General features: G+C 63.4%; 16 protein-coding genes and 6 pseudogenes. 15 read left to right on the top strand and 7 right to left on the bottom strand.

The window, feature by feature from the left end; all coding sequences use genetic code 11:
• Positions 1 to 55: 55 nt before the first annotated feature.
• The 3 genes and pseudogenes from BPNPMPFG_RS34205 to BPNPMPFG_RS43295 form a co-directional block, all read right to left on the bottom strand.
• Positions 56 to 743 (bottom strand): annotated as a pseudogene (locus tag BPNPMPFG_RS34205) (acyltransferase family protein); the annotation flags it as partial.
• Positions 744 to 881: 138 nt separating this feature from the next.
• Positions 882 to 2,861 (bottom strand): acyltransferase family protein, encoded by a 1,980-nt coding sequence (locus BPNPMPFG_RS34200; RefSeq protein ID WP_258597267.1) that lies wholly within the window; start codon positions 2,859 to 2,861, stop codon positions 882 to 884.
• A gap of 305 nt (positions 2,862 to 3,166) precedes the next feature.
• Positions 3,167 to 3,297 (bottom strand): annotated as a pseudogene (locus BPNPMPFG_RS43295) (IS6 family transposase); the annotation flags it as partial.
• Here BPNPMPFG_RS43295 and BPNPMPFG_RS34195 point away from each other — a divergent pair.
• Both BPNPMPFG_RS34195 and BPNPMPFG_RS43290 read left to right on the top strand, forming a co-directional pair.
• Positions 3,294 to 3,547, top strand: a pseudogene (locus BPNPMPFG_RS34195) (DDE-type integrase/transposase/recombinase); the annotation flags it as partial. The pseudogenes BPNPMPFG_RS43295 and BPNPMPFG_RS34195 overlap by 4 nt on opposite strands.
• Positions 3,531 to 3,926 carry a YqcI/YcgG family protein gene (locus BPNPMPFG_RS43290; RefSeq protein ID WP_413776903.1) on the top strand — a complete coding sequence of 132 codons (396 nt, stop codon included), beginning with the start codon at positions 3,531 to 3,533 and terminating at the stop codon, positions 3,924 to 3,926. The pseudogene BPNPMPFG_RS34195 and the gene BPNPMPFG_RS43290, both read left to right, overlap by 17 nt.
• Positions 3,927 to 4,381: 455 nt before the next feature.
• On the opposite strand, the gene BPNPMPFG_RS34190 is transcribed toward BPNPMPFG_RS43290, so the two are convergent.
• From BPNPMPFG_RS34190 to BPNPMPFG_RS34180, 3 genes are read right to left on the bottom strand one after another with little or no spacing between them, the layout of a single operon-like run.
• Positions 4,382 to 5,170: a recombinase family protein gene (locus tag BPNPMPFG_RS34190; protein WP_258597265.1), complete on the bottom strand. Its 789-nt coding sequence runs from the start codon at positions 5,168 to 5,170 to the stop codon at positions 4,382 to 4,384.
• Positions 5,167 to 5,352: a hypothetical protein gene (locus tag BPNPMPFG_RS34185; protein ID WP_258597264.1), complete on the bottom strand. Its 186-nt coding sequence runs from the start codon at positions 5,350 to 5,352 to the stop codon at positions 5,167 to 5,169. The genes BPNPMPFG_RS34190 and BPNPMPFG_RS34185 overlap by 4 nt, the downstream gene beginning before the upstream one ends.
• Before the next feature lie 45 nt (positions 5,353 to 5,397).
• Positions 5,398 to 6,240: an IS5 family transposase gene (locus BPNPMPFG_RS34180; protein WP_258597262.1), complete on the bottom strand. Its 843-nt coding sequence runs from the start codon at positions 6,238 to 6,240 to the stop codon at positions 5,398 to 5,400.
• A 48-nt stretch (positions 6,241 to 6,288) separates the two neighbouring features.
• Here BPNPMPFG_RS34180 and BPNPMPFG_RS34175 point away from each other — a divergent pair, with 48 nt between their 5' ends.
• The 6 genes and pseudogenes from BPNPMPFG_RS34175 to BPNPMPFG_RS34150 form a co-directional block, all read left to right on the top strand.
• Positions 6,289 to 6,615 carry an alkyl sulfatase dimerization domain-containing protein gene (locus BPNPMPFG_RS34175; RefSeq protein WP_319946021.1) on the top strand — a complete coding sequence of 109 codons (327 nt, stop codon included), beginning with the start codon at positions 6,289 to 6,291 and terminating at the stop codon, positions 6,613 to 6,615.
• Entirely contained in the window at positions 6,596 to 6,808 is a 213-nt protein-coding gene (locus tag BPNPMPFG_RS34170; RefSeq protein WP_258597260.1) for an alkyl sulfatase dimerization domain-containing protein, read from the top strand. Before BPNPMPFG_RS34175 ends, BPNPMPFG_RS34170 begins: the two co-directional genes overlap by 20 nt.
• Before the next feature lie 461 nt (positions 6,809 to 7,269).
• On the top strand, positions 7,270 to 7,659 hold the full coding sequence (locus BPNPMPFG_RS43285; RefSeq protein ID WP_413776910.1) for a thiolase C-terminal domain-containing protein: 390 nt from the start codon (positions 7,270 to 7,272) through the stop codon (positions 7,657 to 7,659).
• 79 nt (positions 7,660 to 7,738) lie between these two features.
• Positions 7,739 to 8,080, top strand: a complete 342-nt coding sequence (locus tag BPNPMPFG_RS34160) for a Zn-ribbon domain-containing OB-fold protein (RefSeq protein ID WP_258597256.1) — start codon at positions 7,739 to 7,741, stop codon at positions 8,078 to 8,080.
• A gap of 267 nt (positions 8,081 to 8,347) precedes the next feature.
• Positions 8,348 to 8,820 (top strand): annotated as a pseudogene (locus tag BPNPMPFG_RS34155) (DUF1403 family protein); the annotation flags it as partial.
• 2 nt (positions 8,821 to 8,822) lie between these two features.
• Positions 8,823 to 9,226, top strand: a pseudogene (locus BPNPMPFG_RS34150) (SMC-Scp complex subunit ScpB); the annotation flags it as partial.
• A gap of 131 nt (positions 9,227 to 9,357) precedes the next feature.
• Here BPNPMPFG_RS34150 and BPNPMPFG_RS34145 read toward each other — a convergent pair.
• Positions 9,358 to 9,954 (bottom strand): TetR/AcrR family transcriptional regulator, encoded by a 597-nt coding sequence (locus BPNPMPFG_RS34145; protein ID WP_258597254.1) that lies wholly within the window; start codon positions 9,952 to 9,954, stop codon positions 9,358 to 9,360.
• A gap of 168 nt (positions 9,955 to 10,122) precedes the next feature.
• Between BPNPMPFG_RS34145 and BPNPMPFG_RS34140 the strand changes: the two are divergent.
• The 7 genes and pseudogenes from BPNPMPFG_RS34140 (at position 10,123) to paaA (ending at position 18,586) form a co-directional block, all read left to right on the top strand.
• Positions 10,123 to 10,936, top strand: a pseudogene (locus tag BPNPMPFG_RS34140) (SDR family oxidoreductase).
• Between the two features lie 122 nt (positions 10,937 to 11,058).
• Positions 11,059 to 12,531, top strand: coding sequence for an APC family permease (locus tag BPNPMPFG_RS34135; RefSeq protein ID WP_258597252.1), 1,473 nt, complete (start codon positions 11,059 to 11,061; stop codon positions 12,529 to 12,531).
• Between the two features lie 39 nt (positions 12,532 to 12,570).
• On the top strand, positions 12,571 to 13,842 hold the full coding sequence (locus tag BPNPMPFG_RS34130) for an aspartate aminotransferase family protein (protein WP_258597250.1): 1,272 nt from the start codon (positions 12,571 to 12,573) through the stop codon (positions 13,840 to 13,842).
• A gap of 8 nt (positions 13,843 to 13,850) precedes the next feature.
• Positions 13,851 to 14,861, top strand: a complete 1,011-nt coding sequence (locus BPNPMPFG_RS34125) for a phosphotransferase enzyme family protein (RefSeq protein ID WP_258597249.1) — start codon at positions 13,851 to 13,853, stop codon at positions 14,859 to 14,861.
• Between the two features lie 490 nt (positions 14,862 to 15,351).
• Positions 15,352 to 16,173, top strand: coding sequence for a phenylacetic acid degradation operon negative regulatory protein PaaX (gene paaX, locus BPNPMPFG_RS34120; protein ID WP_258597248.1), 822 nt, complete (start codon positions 15,352 to 15,354; stop codon positions 16,171 to 16,173).
• Between the two features lie 179 nt (positions 16,174 to 16,352).
• Positions 16,353 to 17,558, top strand: coding sequence for a 3-oxoadipyl-CoA thiolase (gene pcaF, locus BPNPMPFG_RS34115; RefSeq protein WP_258597246.1), 1,206 nt, complete (start codon positions 16,353 to 16,355; stop codon positions 17,556 to 17,558).
• 23 nt (positions 17,559 to 17,581) lie between these two features.
• The gene (gene paaA / locus BPNPMPFG_RS34110; protein WP_258597244.1) at positions 17,582 to 18,586 is read left to right on the top strand and encodes a 1,2-phenylacetyl-CoA epoxidase subunit PaaA; all 1,005 of its coding nucleotides are present in this window, start codon (positions 17,582 to 17,584) and stop codon (positions 18,584 to 18,586) included.
• Positions 18,587 to 18,596 lie beyond the last annotated feature (10 nt).

Genomic DNA, 18,596 nt, shown 5'->3' with positions numbered 1-18,596 from the left:
ATTGTCAACCCGCTGAGAGATGACGAATTGCGGTTGGCTGTTACGGAACGGCTGCCAAAACCGCGCCGAGCCGCGGGCGTTGTTGCCAGAATCTTTGCGGCACCATGGTTGCGAGGCCACCGGCGGCGAATTCCCCAGGCGCGCAGCGGCGAGAAATAGAACGCCCAGGGCTGCGCCACGGTGGTGAGCCAGGCACAGACGGCGAAGGAGACCAGGCCGGCAACGCCGATCACCAGCATCGCCATGCGCTTGCCCGGACGCAGCCATGCCGCCAGCAAAAGCAGCGCCGGCCAGGCGAGGTAGAACTGCTCCTCCACCGACAGCGACCAGAAATGGATGAACGGGTTGCTGGTCGCATCCGCGGCAAAGTAGTCGAACGACCAGCGGATCAGCCAAAGGTTGATCGCATAGGCCGAGGCGAACATGGCGCCCTTGGAATAGAGCGACTGTTCCTCCGGCGACAGGATGAAGGCGCCGGCCACCAGCGTGGCGAGGATGACGAACAGCGACGCCGGCAACAGCCGCCGGGCGCGACTGGCGTAGAAGCGCCACAGATCCAGCCGTCCGGTCTCTGCGATCTCGCTCACCAAGTGCTTTGTGATGAGATAGCCGGAGATGACGAAGAAGATGTCGACGCCGACAAAGCCGCCGGGCAGGCCGGTCAGGCCGAAATGAAAGGCGACGACGCCCGACACCGCCAGCGCACGCAACCCTTCGATGTCAGGACGGAACGATGCTGACACGATGAAAACCTCGTGTAGTTCGTTGAAAGCCTACCCATGCGCAGACTCGCCCCTGAGCGCCGATATCGCAATGCAACAAATCTATCGCAGTGCAACATTAGTGGAAATTGGGGGCGGGAAGCTGCCCCGCCGCCTAGGTCACCGCTGCGCCACCGCGCTTGAGAACAGCGCCCGTTCCACCGCCGGCTCCAGCGACTGCGCGAAGGGCGTCGCCAGATGGTGACGGTCGCGGAAGGCCAGCATGCCGTCGATGAACACGTGGCAGGTGGTCTGGTCGCAGAACTTGTCGGTCATATCGATGTAGGTGGCGTTCGGCGTGCCGCGCACGATGTCGCGCTCCACCGCGGCGATCTCGTCATTTGCGGCGGTCGCCCTCGGTGTGTCGCACGCCGCCGGCTGCTGCCCGCGCCACAGCGCGCGCGCCACGCATTTGTCGACATAGCTGCCATTGTAGGGCACGTCCCTGATGACCGCGACCTTGATGCCGGCCTGGCTGAACGCCTCCAGCGTCCAGCGCAGGCCGTCCCGCCACTCCTCGTCCCAGTTGGCGTGCTTCAATTCGTCGGGCGATTCCCGCATCACATTGCCCATCGAGAATTCCGAGATCACCACCAGTTGCGGATGGAGCGCGATGATGTCCTTGATCGATTGCTCGCGCCATTGATCGCATTCGGTGTAGTCGCGCTTCATGCGCCAGTTCCAGGTCGTCACCCGCGAGGCCCGGCAGGAGGATTTGAGGTAGGTCACCACCTGGAAATTGTTGTTCGCGGCCGCCGCGATCAGTGGCGTCGACCAGTGGTCGGCATGCGAGTCGCCGAACAGCACCACCGAGCTCTCCGTGTTCCTGGGGCCGAACACGCAAGGTTTCGGCTGGACGGTGGCGAAATCGAGCACGCAGTCGATATTGCTGGCGCGCACGGTGGAATTCTGCGCCGCACTTTGGGCGATGCTGCGTTGCTCGGGGCTGAAATTGTGATCGGCAAAGCGCGCATTGCCATAGGCGGCAATCACCCCGGCGCCGGTCAGCACCGCGGCCGGCACCAGGGCCCTGGCCGCTCCCGCCATCAGCCAGCCATTGCGGCGGATCGGGTTCTCGATGAAACGGTAGGTGAAGGCCGACAGCGCCAGCGTCAGCGCTGCGCAGGCAAGGCGCTGGAGGCCGGAGAGGTCGGGCACCAGCATCGCCGCATAGACGATGACCGGCCAGTGCCAGAGGTAGAGCGAGTAGGAAAGCTTGCCCAGCCATTGCATCGGCGGCAGCGACAGGAAGGCGTTCGGCAGGCTCTGCGACGCGCTTTGGCCCGCACCGCTGCCGCTGAGCAGCACCAGCACCGTGCCGACCACCGGCACCAGCGCGATCGCCCCGGGGAAAGGGGACTCCTCGCTCACCATCAGATAGGCGAAGGCGATCAGCGCCAGGCCGACCAACGCCTGCCCGGTGGCAAGCAGCGGCCGGTCGCGCCAGAACTTTGCCGGCGCCATGGTTGCGAGGCCACCGGCGGCGAATTCCCAGGCGCGCAGCGGCGAGAAATAGAAGGCCCAGGGCTGCGCCACGGCGGTGAGCCAGACGCAGGCGGCGAAGGAGACCAGGCCGGCGACGCCGATCACCAGGATCGCGGTGCGCCTGCCCGGGCGCAGCCACGCCGCGAGAAGCAGCAGCGCCGGCCAGGCCAGATAAAACTGTTCCTCGACCGACAACGACCAGAAATGGATGAACGGGTTGTTGGTCGCATCCGCGGCGAAATAGTCGAACGACCAGCGGATCAGCCACAGATTGATCATATAGGCCGACGCGAACATGGCGCCTTTCGAGTAGAGCGACTGTTCGGCCGGCGACAGGATGAAGTAGCCCGCCACCAGCGTGGCGAGGATGACGAACAGCGACGCCGGCAACAGCCGCCGCGCACGCCGGGCATAGAAGCGCCACAGGTTCAGTCGCCCGGTCTCGCCGATCTCGCCCAGCAGGTGCTTTGTGATGAGGTAACCGGAGATGACGAAGAAGATGTCGACGCCGGTGAAGCCGCCGGGCAGCGAGGTCAGGCCAAAATGGAAGGCGATGACGCCCACCACCGCCACCGCACGCAAGCCTTCGATATCCGGACGGAACGATGTTGCCACTGTGAACCTTGTCCCGGCGCAGACCGTAGATCGCGCCGATCAAACTGCTGCGGTGCGCATGCCGAAGCAACGCGCGGCGCCGTAGTCGTTGAAAGCCCACCCATGCGCAGACTCGGTCCTGTGCGCCGATATCGCAATGCAACAAATCTATCGCAGTGCAACATAAGGGGAAGTTGGTGAAGCTGCCGCCGATTTCGCCAATCGCCACGCTGCAGAATGCCGCATGCCGGGTCTGGCTTGAGACGTGCATGATGTCGGACGCGCGGCTTTCCAGAGCCGTTTGTCGGTGATCGAATCCTAGCAGTTGCACGCCTGAGCTGGCGTTGGGCCGCCCCGTAGGAGCGCAGTTTGTCGGGATCATACGCTTTGGCGGCAGACCCTGCTTCTTCAGAAGTCGCGTCAGCAGGCGCCTGGCGGCCTTGGTGTTGCGACATGCCGAAGGTGGAACACCGCTCGCATAAAGGCTTGAACAACCGGGCGGAGAATTCACACCTGCCGTTCCGAAAACGGGAACGAACGCGACGGGTTTCCGGTCGGTCGGCTCATTGCAGCATTTCGTGTCGATCTTCTCCGCCGTCCGAAATCTCTTCGTCCCATCCCAGACCAACCGCTCCGCAGCACAAATTCGAACCCATCGACGCCAAGCCATGGCCGCGTGGGAAGCCGTGAGTGCACGGCCTGCCTGAAAAGCGCGGTGTCGGCCTCACGCGGCCACATTTCAAACAACGTGACAACGCCCACACCACTATTCACTCCATCGACCTCAACCACCACCGTCCACTACTTGTGCTTTTCGAGCCGGTAATCACTCTTACAACCACGGATCAGTTCACGCAGGTCTTCATAGAAGCGATGCAGTTTCTAATCGATGAAGATCACGGACCTTGGCCTGTGCACGTGTCCAAGGATACTGCGCACCATACCTGGACGATGTGCTTTCATGGCTGTGAACTGTTCGTGAATGTGAGTCATCCAGGACATGTTCTTCGTAAAAGCAGACTTGGGGCCCGGGCTGGCGTTCGTTATAAATCCGCGCAAGGTCTTCGACATCGCTGCTCCTGCTGATCGGAAAGGTCGATCCATCACAGCAACGATCAGGCGCAACATCGACATCATCGAGATCATCTTCCGGGTTCCCCCGCTCGATGGCCCAGCCCGCCCAAAATCACCAAGCAAAATGACCAGTTCCACGCAACATTGTGCGCGTCGTCGATTTCGACCCGGCGAACCACGGAGCGGATGATCTGGCGCATGCCGGTTCGATCAAGGGCGGCGAGCCCTGCTGTCCACCTTGGCGGCGAAGTCTTCCAGACGGCTGATGAGGAGTGAGAGGTCGCGTTCGTTCTCGGCCACTTCGACCGCCGCCCGGTGCCGCTCCTGAAGCTTGGGAGAGGCGTAGTTTCAGGCCAGCGATACGCGGTTCGAATTCCGCCTTGTCGATGACGCCCTCCGCATAGCTGTCGATCAGCCGGCCGATGCCGCGACGCAAGGTGGTCATCTGTCGTTCGAGGCGGACGATCTCATCCGGCTCGCGGATTTCGTCGCGGGCTTGGTTGTGGTGGCAAATAGCGGGCGCGCCCGAAAGCGGCGCGTCCGACATAGGCGGGATTGGCAAGCATGCCGCGGATCGTGGAGGCGTGCCAATGCATGGCTCCTGCCCGCGTCTGGCAGCCGATCTGCTTGAGCCGCCGGCACACCTCCCGCAGGCTCATGCGATCGAGGCCGACCCATGCGAAGATCAGACGAACAATGTGCGCCTCCGCCTCCACCACCTCGAAGCGAGCCACGCCGCCACCTTGGCCCCGGCTCACATAGCGGTAGCCGAAGGGCGCACCAGTCAGAGCGCTGATGGAGCCGGAACGGGCCGCATGACGACGACCGCGACGGCTCCGCTCGAGGATCTTGGCGCGCTCATATTCGGCGATCACGCCCTGAACCTGGAGCAGCAGATCATCCTCGGCCGTGCCACCAATGGGGCGGTTCAGGAAGACGATCTCCACACCGGCACGACGGAACTCGTCGATCAGCAGCGCCTGATGGGCGTAGCGGCGGGCGAGCCGATCGGGAGCATGGACGTAGAGACGCTCGACGTGGCCACTGGCAACCGCATCCCTCAGCCGCTCCAGCGCGGGGCGAAGCAGGATCGAACCACTGTAGCCGTCATCCAGATAGCTGTGACCTGGCTCAAGCATGAAGCCATCGGCGGCAATGCGTTCCTGCAACGCAATGACCTGACTGGCAATCGTGTTGTCGCGCGTCTGGGCCTCGCTGGATACCCGTGCATAGAGCACGCATCGCGTCTCGGTCATTGCTCACCTCCCGATCTCGCCATCACTTCCTTCACCTTCGATGAGCGGTCCTGCCGCTGGCTCGTGCGCCGTATCGTCGGCACAAGACGGGAATAGGCCTCGAGCAGATGTTGGGGGCCGGTTCTTGTCGCTTCGAACGACACGTGCACGCGCAGCACAGGGCGATCCATGCGTCGGACCATGTGCGCCTCCATCGGCCAGCTCGCAGCTGGGCCGTCGATGGCGCATTAAATCCTGTGGTGGCTCTGATTCGCCCGCGACAAATCGACTCGCATTCCGACCACAACGAGCCTCAACAAGCTGCCGCTTACGGCTTGGACGCTCGATGCGCACCGACAACTCAAAGGCAAACTTGGCAACATTGTACAGCGGTTCACGACCCATCGGCGCGGCAGGATCTGGAAACCTTTGGGCTTGTCCGTGCGCTTGACGATCTCGAGCGTGAACTGTCCGACTTTTTGCAGCGCGCCCCGCAGCTTCGGCCCGGCATAGCCACCATCGGCGAAGATATAGCGCAGCCACGGCCAGCGTTTGAGGATGGCTTTCAGGGCCGCCGGGGCGCCATCGCGATCCTGGATATCGGCGGCGTGGACGACGAGGCCGACCAGCAGACCGAGCGTGTCGACAACGATGTGGCGCCTGCGGCCCATGACCTTCTTGCCGGCATCAAACCCCCTTCCGCCGCTTTCGGTGGTTTTGACCGACTGGCTGTCGATCACCGCCGCCGACGGGCTCGCCTCGCGTCCGGCCCGCTCACGATCCAGCATCAGCGCCACGTCGTGGATGGTCTGGAACAGAAACCGCCGCGCCAGCTCTCGAAACCAGCCATAGACCGTCTGCCAGGGTCCAAAGTGGATCGGCAGCATCCGCCAGCCGCAACCCGAACGGACCAGGTAGCGCACCGCATTGATCACCTCGCGAAAATCAACCTCGCGCGGACGGCCACGCCGCCCAGGCATGGGCATCAGCGGCGCGAACTGCTCCCACTCCTCATCCGTCAAATCAGACGGGTAGCGCTTGGTCTTCTTGGCGATCTGGGCCATCCGGCCACGGCTCTGCTTTGTCCACATCCACAGCTTGAATCATAACCCAGCCTCAGACGAAACCCCAGCAAGCCGATTTTCAAAACGGCCTCTAAGGCACTCACAGACTACCGGGACGGGATCAAGACCGTCCTCGACCAGGCCCTCGCAGGCATCAAGCAGGGCAAGACGCCGGACGAACTTGTCCAGGAGGTAAAGCTTCCTACCGAACTCGCAAACAGCCCCTACCTTCAGGAATACTATGGCAGCGTGGCTTGGGCCGTACGGGGTATCTACGCCGACTATGTGGGATGGTTCGATGGCAACGCGACCAGTTTATACCCGCTGCCTCCTACCGAGCGCGCCCGCAAGATGCTCAAGCTAAGCCGGTGGGCCAGCGAAGATGCTCGATCGAGCCAATGAAGCGGTCGAGGCCAAGGAGTTCCAGTGGGCGGCCGAACTGGTCGATTATGTGCTGGCCCTCGACCCTGAACACGGGGCGGCAAAGGAACTCAAGGCCCGGGCGCTGACCGAACTGGGCGAACGCCAGATCAATGCCACGGCCCGGAATTACTATCTGACCTCGGCGCAGTACCTGTCGAAGAAAGGCAACTAGGTGTGTGGGATATCATACTAAGATCAGGAGCAACTTAGCGTTCCTTCCTCGAAGCTGCCTGCGCTGTGCCCGAACCGCTCTACCGCTAACCTCCCAGAAAAGTGAGACGTCGAGCGGCATATGGGGGATCAATTCGACTAGCGTTCCGTCTGCAGATGTTGGCGGACGAGGTGCTCCGGATTCATGCCCAGCCCATGCCTTCGACGCTATGCTATATAGTGATTTTTCGAAAATGGTTCGTTCCGGCGCCGATACTGACGGCACACCAGGTAGAGCTGTATAAACGGCATATGAGCGGATTCAGCACACATAAGTACTATTAGACCGGGCAAGCCGTTCCGGCGCTGCCCAAACCCGCGCCAATGTCACGCCCCAGATGCAACTTCGTTGCGGTCGGGAACGTCTATGTCAGGGGTCATTCCTCGCTGGTGACGCATTACGCCTTGTCGTAGGACACCGACCTGGCGAAGCTCGGCCATCCCCAGGCCGCCGCCCAGGCTGGCATTGGACCGAGAGACATCCAGATCGCCGAACTCTACGATGCCTATCCGGTCTTCGCGCTGATCGCCCTTGACGGGCTCAAGCTTTGCGGTGGCGAGCGGGCGGGCACCTTCATCGCCGCCGGCGAAACGTCGCCCGGCGGCTCGATGCCGATGACGACCAATGGCGGGATGCTGTCGCAAGGCCATACCGGCGTCGGCGGTGGCGTTGCCGTTCTTGTCGAGGCCTTCCGCCAACTGATGGGCAAGGCCGGGCCGCGCCAGGTCGAAAATCTCGTCAATGCCGCCGAGACCGCCTCCGGCGGGACCTGGATGGATTCGCACGTCACCATTTTGTCTGGGGAACACTGATGAACACACCCGCCCGCCCGCCCCCCAAGTCGAGCCCTGGTCCGCTGGCTACTGGCTGGCCGCGGCCGAACGCCGCTTCGTGGTCCAGGAATGCCGCGGCTGCGACAAGCCGATCATGTATCCGAAGCGTGTCTGCCCGCATTGCCTTGGCGACGATCTCAGCTGGCGTGCCTCGACTGGGAAGGGAGAGATCTACTCCGTCACCGTTCAGGTTGCCGGCTCGCCGACGGGGTTTTCCGACCGGCTGCCTTATGTGCTGGCCATCATCAGGCTGGACGAGGGCGTGCAACTGATGGGCAACATCGTTGGTCCGAACGCGGAGAACTCGCGTTGCGGCGACCGCGTCACGGTCGACTTCGAGGAGGTCGAGGGTGGCGCCAAGCTTCCCGTTTTCCGTCTCGACTGCGGGACCGCACTCTAACCGCCAAGTGAGTCACCATGCCGTCGAGCGAGCAAATTGCCGTCATCACCGGAGGTGCCCAGGGGAACACAGCAGGCTGCGCGCCCGCCGCATAGCCGGCCCGTGCCGCCACGGCACGCGCTTGATAGGCGACCCGGGTCGCTTGTCCTATACCGCTCGGGCGACCCCCACCACCGCCGCCACCACCACCGCGCCGCTTCCAGTCTTCCTCCTCCTCTACCGGCCGGAAACCGGCGAGCGTGGCGCCATAGACCAGGATCCGGCGCGCTAACGGCAATCCACGCCGCCCGTCCGGATGCCGAACGGCTTGCCTGGGCGCTGGCCGATACCCTGATCGCCGAGAAACTCAAATGGACACATCCCCCGTGCCGATGTTGATGGCCGAACGCTACGGGTCGGCCTTCCGCGCGTCCAGCGGCAGGGGCCGCGCCCGACCCGACGACCCCGCCTTCGTTCGGGCCATCTGCCTGGCCCTCGTTGAGGGGACCGGGGCAGCACTGCAGTCAGCCGGCGAGATTGCCCGTCGCGCCGAGAAGCTTCTCTCCGCCGCACCAAAGGGACGCACCAAGGGGGCCGGTCTTATTATCCAAAAGCTGCTCGATGACGACACCGTGCCAGCCTCGGCACCCGGCAGTGATCTCTCCCGCTGGGCAGCGACACGCCTGTTCGAACGGTTGAATGGCTTTGGCGCGGTACGCGAGCTGTCCGGCCGATCCTCCTTCCAGATCTTTGGGCTGTAACGATGAGCGGACCCTGCGCAGCTAAAACTCCGCGCAGCGAGACACAAGCGTCGGAGACGGAGGGCACAAACGACCGTTTGCTCGACCGGGAACTGGCCGACCTGCCGCCGGCGCTGCGCTGGCGGGAATGGGTGATGCGCGTCGAGGCAGTGATTTTTGCCTCGGTCGAACCGCTCCGCCGTGAGAGGTTGGCCCGCGTTGTCGTAAGGAGTGCAGCATCGACCTGCTGATCGATGATCTGCGCGAGGAACTCCGTTCTCGGCCCTACGAGATCGGCGCCGTCGCCGGTGGCTGGCAGCACCGAAGCCGTCCGGCCGACGCGCTCGCGATCCGTCCATCGTAAGCCCCGACGCGCCCCCCGGCGCCTCCGCTGTCCGACTTCGAGGCGATGGTGCTGATGGCCATTGCCGGCCAAATATCTACGTAAAGAATGGCTTGAAAAAGGAAGCGGCAATTCGCCTGTGGTTGGATACTGCGTTCCCTCGCAGCTTTATGCACGGCGAAGGCGTTAAGCGCATATCCGGACGACGAAACCCGTTAGCGGCTCGATGTCATGATAGCGTCGATCAAATCATGTATCGCTTCGGCGAGCGGTTCCTGGCGAGAAGGGTCTTTCGCGACGGCCGTTGCCGATTCCCGCAGGGAGCCGCTGATCAGGACGGCGTAGTTGGCCGCCTGCACCGGGGCCTTTCCGGCGGTGATCAGGTCGCTTGTGATCATCTCCTTGAACCGGGCGGAGGCTTCGCCCACGACGGGTTCGAGCAACGGGCTGAGCGCGGGGCTCAGCATCATGTAGAACCGCCCGACCTTTGGTTCCGAGGAGATAACCAGAAGCGCCTGCGCGAGAGCGAAAATGCGCGCCTCCGGGCGTTCCTCGGCGTTTCTCCGCCGCGTGGCCTGTTCCAGCACGCGCTGCGCGATCAGGCGGTAGATGTCGCGCAGCATCTCGTCCAGACCCTCCGGGAAATAGGAATATGCGGTCGTCTTGGAGGCGCCGGCGCGCTTGGCCGCCGCCTCGACCGAACACACGCTGAGGCCACCCTCGGCAAACAAGTCGAGCACGGCATCCAGCAGTTCCTGGCGCGTTCTCAGTCGATTCTTGTGGCGCAGACTTAAGGGGCGGAGCTCTGTCATCAGGCTTCTATAACGCGCTTGGGAAGCGGCGAAAAGGGGAGGACTCTCCAGTAAATGAACAAAAAGTTCAATTATGGAAGCAAAGTTCTTGCAGTGGACAAAAAGTTCGAATATTTTACATCCATCATAGAAGCCGGCATACCGGCTCGAACCTTAGGGGAACTGCAAATGATCGAACTGTCTCTGGCGGGAAAAACCGCCTTTATCACCGGCTCGGGCCAAGGCATCGGAGCGTCCATCGCCAGGATTTTCGCACGCGCGGGCGCGGATGTCGTCGTCGCCACGCGAACCGAAAGCTCCGGCCGCGCCGTCGTCGACGACATCATTGCGGCGGGCGGCAAGGCGGTCCTTGAAGTCATGGATGTCGGCCATGCGGATCAGATCGATGTAGCCATTGCTGCGACTGCCTCGCGGACCGGCCGTCTCGATATCGTCGTCCACAATGCGGCTTCCTTTGCCGGCGGCATGGTTGAGGACCTCGAAAGGGCAGTTGGAGGAGTCGCTGAGTGTCAACCTGAAGGCTGCGTTCCGGCTTTCTAAAGCGGCGATCCCGCATCTGCGGCGGCAGGGTGGCGGCCGGCTGCTTTTCACCTCGTCCGTCACCGGGCCGCGGGCCGCCATGCCGGGCTCGTCCTATTATGCGGCGGGCAAAAGCGGGCTCAACGGCTTCATTCGCACGGCCGCCATCGAGCTTGCCCATGACGGGATCACCGTCAACGGTGTCGAGCCGGGCTTCATCAAAACACCGGCCATGGACCTTCTTGCAGATGAGGCGGGGCAGAAATTCATGGCGAAATACGTTCCGATGCGGCGGCTCGGGGCGCCGGAAGACATCGCCCACGCCATGCTTTTCCTGGCCAGCGATGTCGCGGGCTACATCACCGGCCAGACGATCGTCGTCGATGGAGGCAGCACGCTTCCCGAAAGCCCGATCTTCGCGGCCGACGACGCGGTGGGCGCGAAGGGCCTCGACAAGGCGTAAGGACGCACGGGCTGCTGTACTGCCGCGCAGGCTGCGGCCTGCGAGCGTCCGCCGATCCAGACGAATTCACCTTTATCACGGGGCATGGCGTGAGAATGGCGCCTGCTCATTGGAGGAAATCTATGACAATTCAGAGCACCCCTCTCGTGGGGACATCTCCGGCGGCTGCCTCTGCTGACGTGGCCGCGTCGCTTCGCCCGACATTGGGCGCCGTTCGCCTGATCTTCTTGATCGTCGCCGCTGCCGCGCCGATGGCAGGCGTTCTGGGCGTCGTTCCGGTCGCCTTTGCCTTCGGCAATGGCATGGGCTTGCCGCTGACCTTCCTGGCGGCGGCCGTCATTCTCGGCCTCTTCACGGTCGGCTATAACGCCATGAGCAAGGAAGTGGTCAATGTCGGTGCGTTCTATGCCTATATTGCCCGCGGTTTCGGGGGCGTCGTCGGGCTGGGAGCGGCCTTTCTGGCGCTGCTTGCTTATCTGGTCTTCGTTTGCGGCGTGGTCGGCTATTTCTCGTTCTTCACGAAGGTCGCGCTGGCCGATGTTTTCGGGGTAGAGGTGCATTGGGTTGTGCCGGCAGCCTTCGCCCTTGTCGTCGCAGCCTTCCTCGGTTATCGCCGGATCGATTTCAGCTCGCGGATGCTCGCGGTGCTGCTGTCGGTCGAGTTTGCTGTGCTACTGGCGCTCAATGTCAGCATCGTCGGCACGAAGGGGGTCGCCGCCTTTCCGTCCGCCGTGCTGAGCCTCGATGCCGTCTGGAGCGGTGCGCCGGGCATCGCCATAATGCTCGCCTTCACCTGTTTCATCGGCGTGGAATCGGCCGCCCTCTATGCGGAGGAAACCCATTCGCCCTCGCGCACGATCGGCATTGCCACCTTCGGCGCGGTTCTGCTGACGTCGGTCTTCTATTTCATGACCACATGGATCACCATCGGCGCGGTCGGCCCGGATGTGCAGGCCGTGGCGCAGCAGCAGGTTGCGGAACTCTACTTCAACCTCGGCAACCAATATGTCGGCAGCTTCGCCACGAAGGTCATGATGGTGTTCCTTGCGACAAGCATGTTCGCCACCCATCTGGCGATCCACAATGTTTGCAGCCGCTATATTTTCGCACTCGGCCGGCAGGCCTGCCTGCCGACCTTCCTGGGGCGTCCTCACCCGGTCCATGCCTCCCCGCATGCCGCGAGCGTGGTGGTGACCCTGGTCACCGTCGCCGTTGTCGGCATCGCCGTTCTCCTCGGTCTCGATCCGCTTCTCCAGCTCGGGGCGGTCGGCATCGGCTTCGGCACGATCGGAGTCATCGCGCTTCAGGCGATCACCAGCGTTGCCGTCATCGCCTATTTTCGCCGCAAGGGACGCTCGCACTGGTGGACGACGGTCCTCGCACCGCTCGCAAGCTTTTTCGGCCTTGCGGCCACGGTTATCCTGGGGGTCAAGAATTTCGATCTCCTGACCGGGTTCCAAAACGCCGCCGTCCTGTCGCTGCCCGCGCTGCTGGTCATAGCCTTCCTGGCGGGCGGCGCTTATGCCGGCTGGCTCAAGCGCAATCGCCCGTCCGCCTATGCGGCCATCACCGACGAATTCCGCTCCGGCGCCTAACGGGCGCCGGAGCCCCGTGAACGCAGAAGGTAAATAACCATGCTCAACCAGAAAGATCTCCTTGAGAGACGGTATTCGGTCCTCGGCCGGCATTCGCCGCTGTTTTACGATGAACCTCTGCATCTCGTCCGCGGCAATGGCGTCTGGGTCGAGGATGCCGGCGGGCGCCGTTATCTCGACGTCTACAACAATGTTCCGCATGTCGGCCATTGCCATCCCGACGTCGTCGAGGCCCTGTGCCGGCAGGCCGGGATGATCAACATCCACACGCGCTATCTGCATGAAAACGTGGTGGCCTATGCCGAGCGCCTGACCGCGACGTTCCACCCGGACCTGTCCGTGGCGATGCTGACCTGCACCGGCACTGAGGCGAACGAGCTGGCGTTGCGCATCGCCCGCTTCATCACTGGCGGCGAAGGCATCATCGTCAGCGATTTCAGCTATCACGGAAATTCGGCGAGCCTTGCGGCCGCCACGACCGGCCTGCCCGCGCCCGAGGCGCTGGGGCCGCATGTCCGCGCGGTGCCGATCCCCGATCTCCACCATGCCGACGCGGATCCGGAAGCGCTGGCGCGGGACTACGCGGCCCGCGTCGACGAGGCGGTGCGTTCGTTGCAGGCCGCGGGCTACAAGCCAGCGGCAATCCTCCTCGACACGATTTTTTCGACCGAGGGCCTGCCGCTCTTGCCGAAGACCTATCTCGAACAAGCCGTCGCCCATGTCCGCGCCGCCGGCGGGCTGTTCATCGCCGACGAGGTGCAGCCGGGCCTCGGCCGCATGGGGGATCACATGTGGGGGCATCAGGCTTTCGATGTCGTTCCCGACTTCGTGACGATGGGAAAGTCGCTCGGCAACGGCCACCCGCTGGCCGCGCTGGTCACACGGCCGGATTATCTCGACGCCTTTGCCGCCGAAGCGCTCTACTTCAACACCTTTGCCGGCAATCCCGTGTCTGCCGCCGTCGGAAGCGCGGTGCTTGACGTCATTGAGCAGGAAGACCTCATGGGCAATGCGCGCCGGGTCGGCGCCCATCTCCAGAAGGGTCTTCGCGCGCTTCCGGAGCGTCATGGCCGAATCGCCAGCGTGCGGGGCAGGGGGCTGTTCTTCGGGTTGGAATTCCTGACCAAGACAAAGGCTCCGGCTGCCGCCGAAACCCGGCGCCTGATCAATCTCATGCGCGAGCGCGGGGTGCTGATCAGCAAGATTGGCCCGCACGACAACATTCTGAAGATGCGGCCGCCGCTGCCCTTCTCAATGGAAAATGCCGATCTGCTGCTTTCGACACTTGATGACGCCATCGCCAGGATCTGAGGCCGACAATGACTGAAACCAACACACATGTTCTCGACGAACAACTGGCCGCCATGAACGAGGCCGCCGAGCGCGCTCTTGCCAGCTGGCCCGGCCGATTCCGGGATATGACGTTGGTCAAATATCGCGAAAACGCGGTTTACAGCCTTTATGACGATGCGGGACAGCGTTTTGCCCTGCGCGTTCACCGCCCCGGCTATCATTCGGATGCGGAATTGCGGTCGGAACTGCTATGGATGTCCGCACTCGCGACGGCCGGTGTTCCGGTTCCGGGCATCGTTCCGACGCGCGATGGCGCGCTGTTCGTGAAGGTCGAGCTGCCGGAGAGGCCGGTGATGCAGATAGACATGCTGGTGTGGCTTGCCGGCCAGCCCATCGGCAGCATTGAGGATATCGGCGCCTCGAATACAGAGGCGCTTCGCGACCACTATGTCAAGGCCGGCGTGCTCGCTGCACGGCTGCACAATTTCGGCGAGGGCTGGCAGATGCCGGACGGCTTTGCCCGCCACGCCTGGGATGCCGGCGGATTGATCGGCGAGGACCCGTTCTGGGGAAAATTCCGGGAACTTCCGGCGCTCGCCGAACACCGCGATCTCATCGAGACCGCCTGCCGCAAAGCAGAAACTGAGTTGGCGGCACTCGGCCGTCGGGCTTCGGTTTACGGGCTGATCCATGCCGATTTCGTACCCGAAAACCTGCTGCACGCCGATGGGTCGCTGCTACTGATCGATTTCGACGATGCCGGCTTCGGCTGGCATATGTTCGAGTTGGCGACGGCGCTCTATTTCTATCTCGATACACCCTATTATGATGCGGTCCGCGATGCGCTGGTCGCCGGCTATCGCTCGGAGCGCGCGCTTTCGGATGCCCATTGGGCACAATTGCCGCTCTTCCTCCTGCTGCGCAGCATCACCTATCTCAGCTGGGTGCACACGCGCAGGGAAACAGAAACCGCGCAGGAACTCACGCCGATGTTCGTCGAGCGAACGGTGGAGCTTGCCCGACGCTACCTGATGTAAAGCGCTGCGTGCGGCAGGGACGATAAAACCCCCTTGGTGTTTTTGTCGTTGTCCCCGGAGCCATTGGCGCCCAGGGTCGGCCTGTCATTGTCCGGGTCGCCGGACCGACGACCAGACGTTCAGATGAACGAGGTCGAATCGGCCCTGTGCCAATGCGGGAAGCGAAATTTATTGCTTTCTAAAAGAGGAATGCGGCAGGGACGGCCGATTCGATTGCTCGAGGTGTTTCCGGTCCCCTCCATTTGAACGGGGCGGGCGTCTTGCGATGGCGGGGTCAGCCGGAGAGGCGTTGCCGCGGCGATCGCGACCTTGCAACCATGCTTTCATGGTCGAGATTGTGAAATCGGAGTATCGCAGCCTGGCTCTTTGGCGTTATTCAGTCCGTAGAGCCCGATGGCACGATCATGAGCGAGGTCCCTTTTTGCCGGGAAATGACAGGAACGGAACATCGTTTGCGGCGCAGCTGCAGGCAATCCTCGAGGAATGCCCGTTGAAGGCGGCCGGTTTTATCGTCACCATCTATGGCGACGTGGTGGAGCCGCGCGGGGGAGTGGTCTGGACCGGCAATCTCGTCGACATCTGTGCCGACGTCCGCATCAGCGAAACTCTGGTGCGGACGGCGGTTTCCCGTCTTGTCGCCGCCGGCCAGTTGTCCGGCGAGCGGGAAGGCCGCCGTAGTTTCTATCGGCTGGCCGCGCCGGCGCGGGCGGAATTTGCCGCGGCCGCCCGGCTGCTGTTCGGACCGCCGGAGCCGGCGGACTGGCATTTCGTGCAGTTGACGGGGTCGGCGCCGGACGAGGCAATGCAGGGGCTGGAGCGCGCCGGCCATGCGCGGCTGGGGCCGAGACTTGCCGTCGGCGCACGGCCCATGCCGTCCTTGAAACAGCCGGCCGTGCTCTTCCGGGCGGAGGTCGTGAGCGGCGAAGGGGATCTCGGCGCCTTTGCGGCCGATCACTGGAACCTCGCGCAGCATGCGCATGCCTATCGGGGTTTCATCCAAAGGTTCGGGCGGCTTGCCGATCTGCTCGGTGGCGGCGCGCGACTGGGTGCGGCCGAAAGCCTCGCCGCCCGGCTGGTGCTGGTCCACCAGTTCCGCCTCGTCGTGCTGCGCGATCCGCGCCTGCCGCGGGCGGCTTTGCCGGCCGACTGGCCGGGCGAGGAGGCGCGGCGATTGTTCAGCGATCTCTACCTTCGCCTGTCACCTGAGGCGGACCTGCATGTGGCCCGCCATTTCGTCACGGCGGACGGTGCGTTGCCGGAAGCGAGCGAGGCGACACTGCGCCGTCTTTCGCTGTTGCGCGACGCCATCTGAGGCGCTTTTCATACGGAAAAACCCAGTTTGTGCTAGAATACCGGCTGCTGACACGACACATCACAGAATTTGGAGAAATTGCCATTGATTTGTGATGCATTGGGTGGTAAATAACCAACCGATCGGTCGGCGAATGTTTCGGGAGAGGCAAGCCGACCTGGGTACAGGGAGGAAACCGCGTGTCCGAAGCCTTCATTTGCGATGCTGTCCGTACGCCCATCGGCCGTTATGGTGGCCTGTTGTCGTCGGTCCGTCCCGACGATCTGGCGGCCTTGCCGCTTTCCGGGCTGATGGCGCGCAATCCGGATGTCGACTGGTCGAAGGTCGACGACCTCATTTACGGCTGCGCCAACCAGGCCGGTGAGGACAACCGCAATGTCGGCCGCATGGCTGTGCTGCTCTCCGGTCTTCCCGTTTCCATTCCCGCCACCACCGTCAACCGCCTCTGTGGCTCCGGCATGGACGCCGTCGGCATGGCCGCGCGCGCCATCCGCGCTGGCGACTGTGATTTCGTCATCGCCGGCGGCGTCGAGAGCATGAGCCGCGCGCCCTTCGTCATGCCGAAGGCCGAGAGCGCTTTCTCTCGTTCGAATGCCGTTTATGACACGACGATCGGCTGGCGTTTCGTCAATCCCAAGATGAAGAAGGCGTTTGGTGTCGATTCCATGCCGGAAACCGCCGATAACGTCGCCACCGATTTTGCCGTCAGCCGCGAGGACCAGGACGCTTTTGCCGCCCGCAGCCATGCGCGCTGGGCCGCGGCACGCGAGGCCGGCATTTTTGCCGATGAGATCGTGCCCGTGCATGTGCCGCAGAAGAAGGGCGACCCGCTCGTCGTCGACCGCGACGAACATCCGCGTCCCGGCACGACGGCCGAGCAGCTCGGCAAGCTCAAGGGCGTCAACGGCCCCGACCTTTCCGTCACCGCCGGCAATGCCTCCGGCGTCAATGACGGCGCAGCCGCATTGCTCATCGCCAGCGAAGTAACCGCGAGGGCGCAAGGCCTGACGCCGAAGGCCCGCATCGTCGCCATGGCGGCGGCCGGCGTCGAGCCGCGCATCATGGGCGTCGGCCCCGCGCCAGCGGCGCGCCGGGTGCTGGAGCGTGCCGGCCTGTCGCTCGGGCAGATGGATGTCATCGAACTCAACGAGGCCTTTGCGTCGCAAGCGCTCGCCGTGTTGCGCGATCTAGGCCTGCCGGACGATGCCCCGCATGTGAACCCGAATGGCGGCGCCATCGCCATCGGCCATCCGCTCGGCATGAGCGGCGCGCGCCTCGTCACCACCGCCACCTATCAGCTCCGACGCCAGGGCGGGCGCTATGCACTCTGTACCATGTGCATCGGCGTCGGCCAGGGCATCGCCATCATTCTCGAGCGCGTCTGACGCGTTAGCCAGGAGGAAAGACCATGTATGCCCAGATGGTGAAAACCGACGCCGCGCGCGTCCGGTCCCTCGACGAGATGGATCCCGTGGAGCGCGCCTTCCAGGAACGCGTCGATGCCGGCCAGAAGATCGAGCCGAAGGAATGGATGCCGGAAGGCTATCGCAAGACGCTGGTGCGCCAGATCAGCCAGCACGCACATTCCGAAATCGTCGGCCAGCTGCCGGAAGGCAACTGGATTTCCCGCGCGCCGACGCTGGAGCGCAAGGCGATCCTGCTCGCCAAGGTGCAGGACGAGGCCGGCCATGGCCTCTACCTCTACTGTGCCGCCGAAACGCTCGGCATCAGCCGCGACCAGATGTACGAGCAGCTGCATTCCGGCAAGGCCAAATATTCCTCGATCTTCAACTATCCGACGCTGACCTGGGCCGATATCGGCGCGATCGGCTGGCTGGTTGATGGCGCGGCCATCATGAACCAGGTGCCGTTGCAGCGCTGTTCCTACGGCCCCTATGCGCGGGCCATGGTACGCATCTGTAAGGAGGAAAGTTTTCACCAGCGCCAGGGTTATGACGCGCTGATGCGCATGGTGAAGGGCACGCCGGCGCAGAAAGCCATGGTGCAGGATGCCCTGAACCGCTGGTGGTGGCCGTCGCTGATGATGTTCGGCCCCTCGGACGATGCCTCCGTGCATTCGGCCCAGTCGATGGCCTGGAAGATCAAGCAGAATTCCAACGACGAGCTGCGCCAGAAATTCGTCGACCAGACCGTGCCACAGGCAAAATATCTCGGCCTCACCGTGCCGGACCCGGACCTCAAGTGGAACGAGAAAAAGGGTGGCCACGATTTCGGCGAGCCCGACTGGGAGGAGTTCTTCAACGTTATCGCCGGCAACGGTCCCTGCAATGCGGAACGCCTCGATGCCCGCAAGAAGGCCTGGAATGACGGCGCCTGGTTCCGCGACGGCCTGACGGCGCATGCCGAAAAGGCTGCCGACCGCCGCGCCGCTGCAAAAATCGCCGCCGAGTAAGGGAGAGAGC

Origin of the sequence: Mesorhizobium sp. AR07 (genome assembly GCF_024746815.1) — a bacterium.
Taxonomy (GTDB): domain Bacteria; phylum Pseudomonadota; class Alphaproteobacteria; order Rhizobiales; family Rhizobiaceae; genus Mesorhizobium.
Note: the sequence above shows the minus strand (reverse complement) of the source record. Positions and strands in the feature narration are given on the sequence as shown.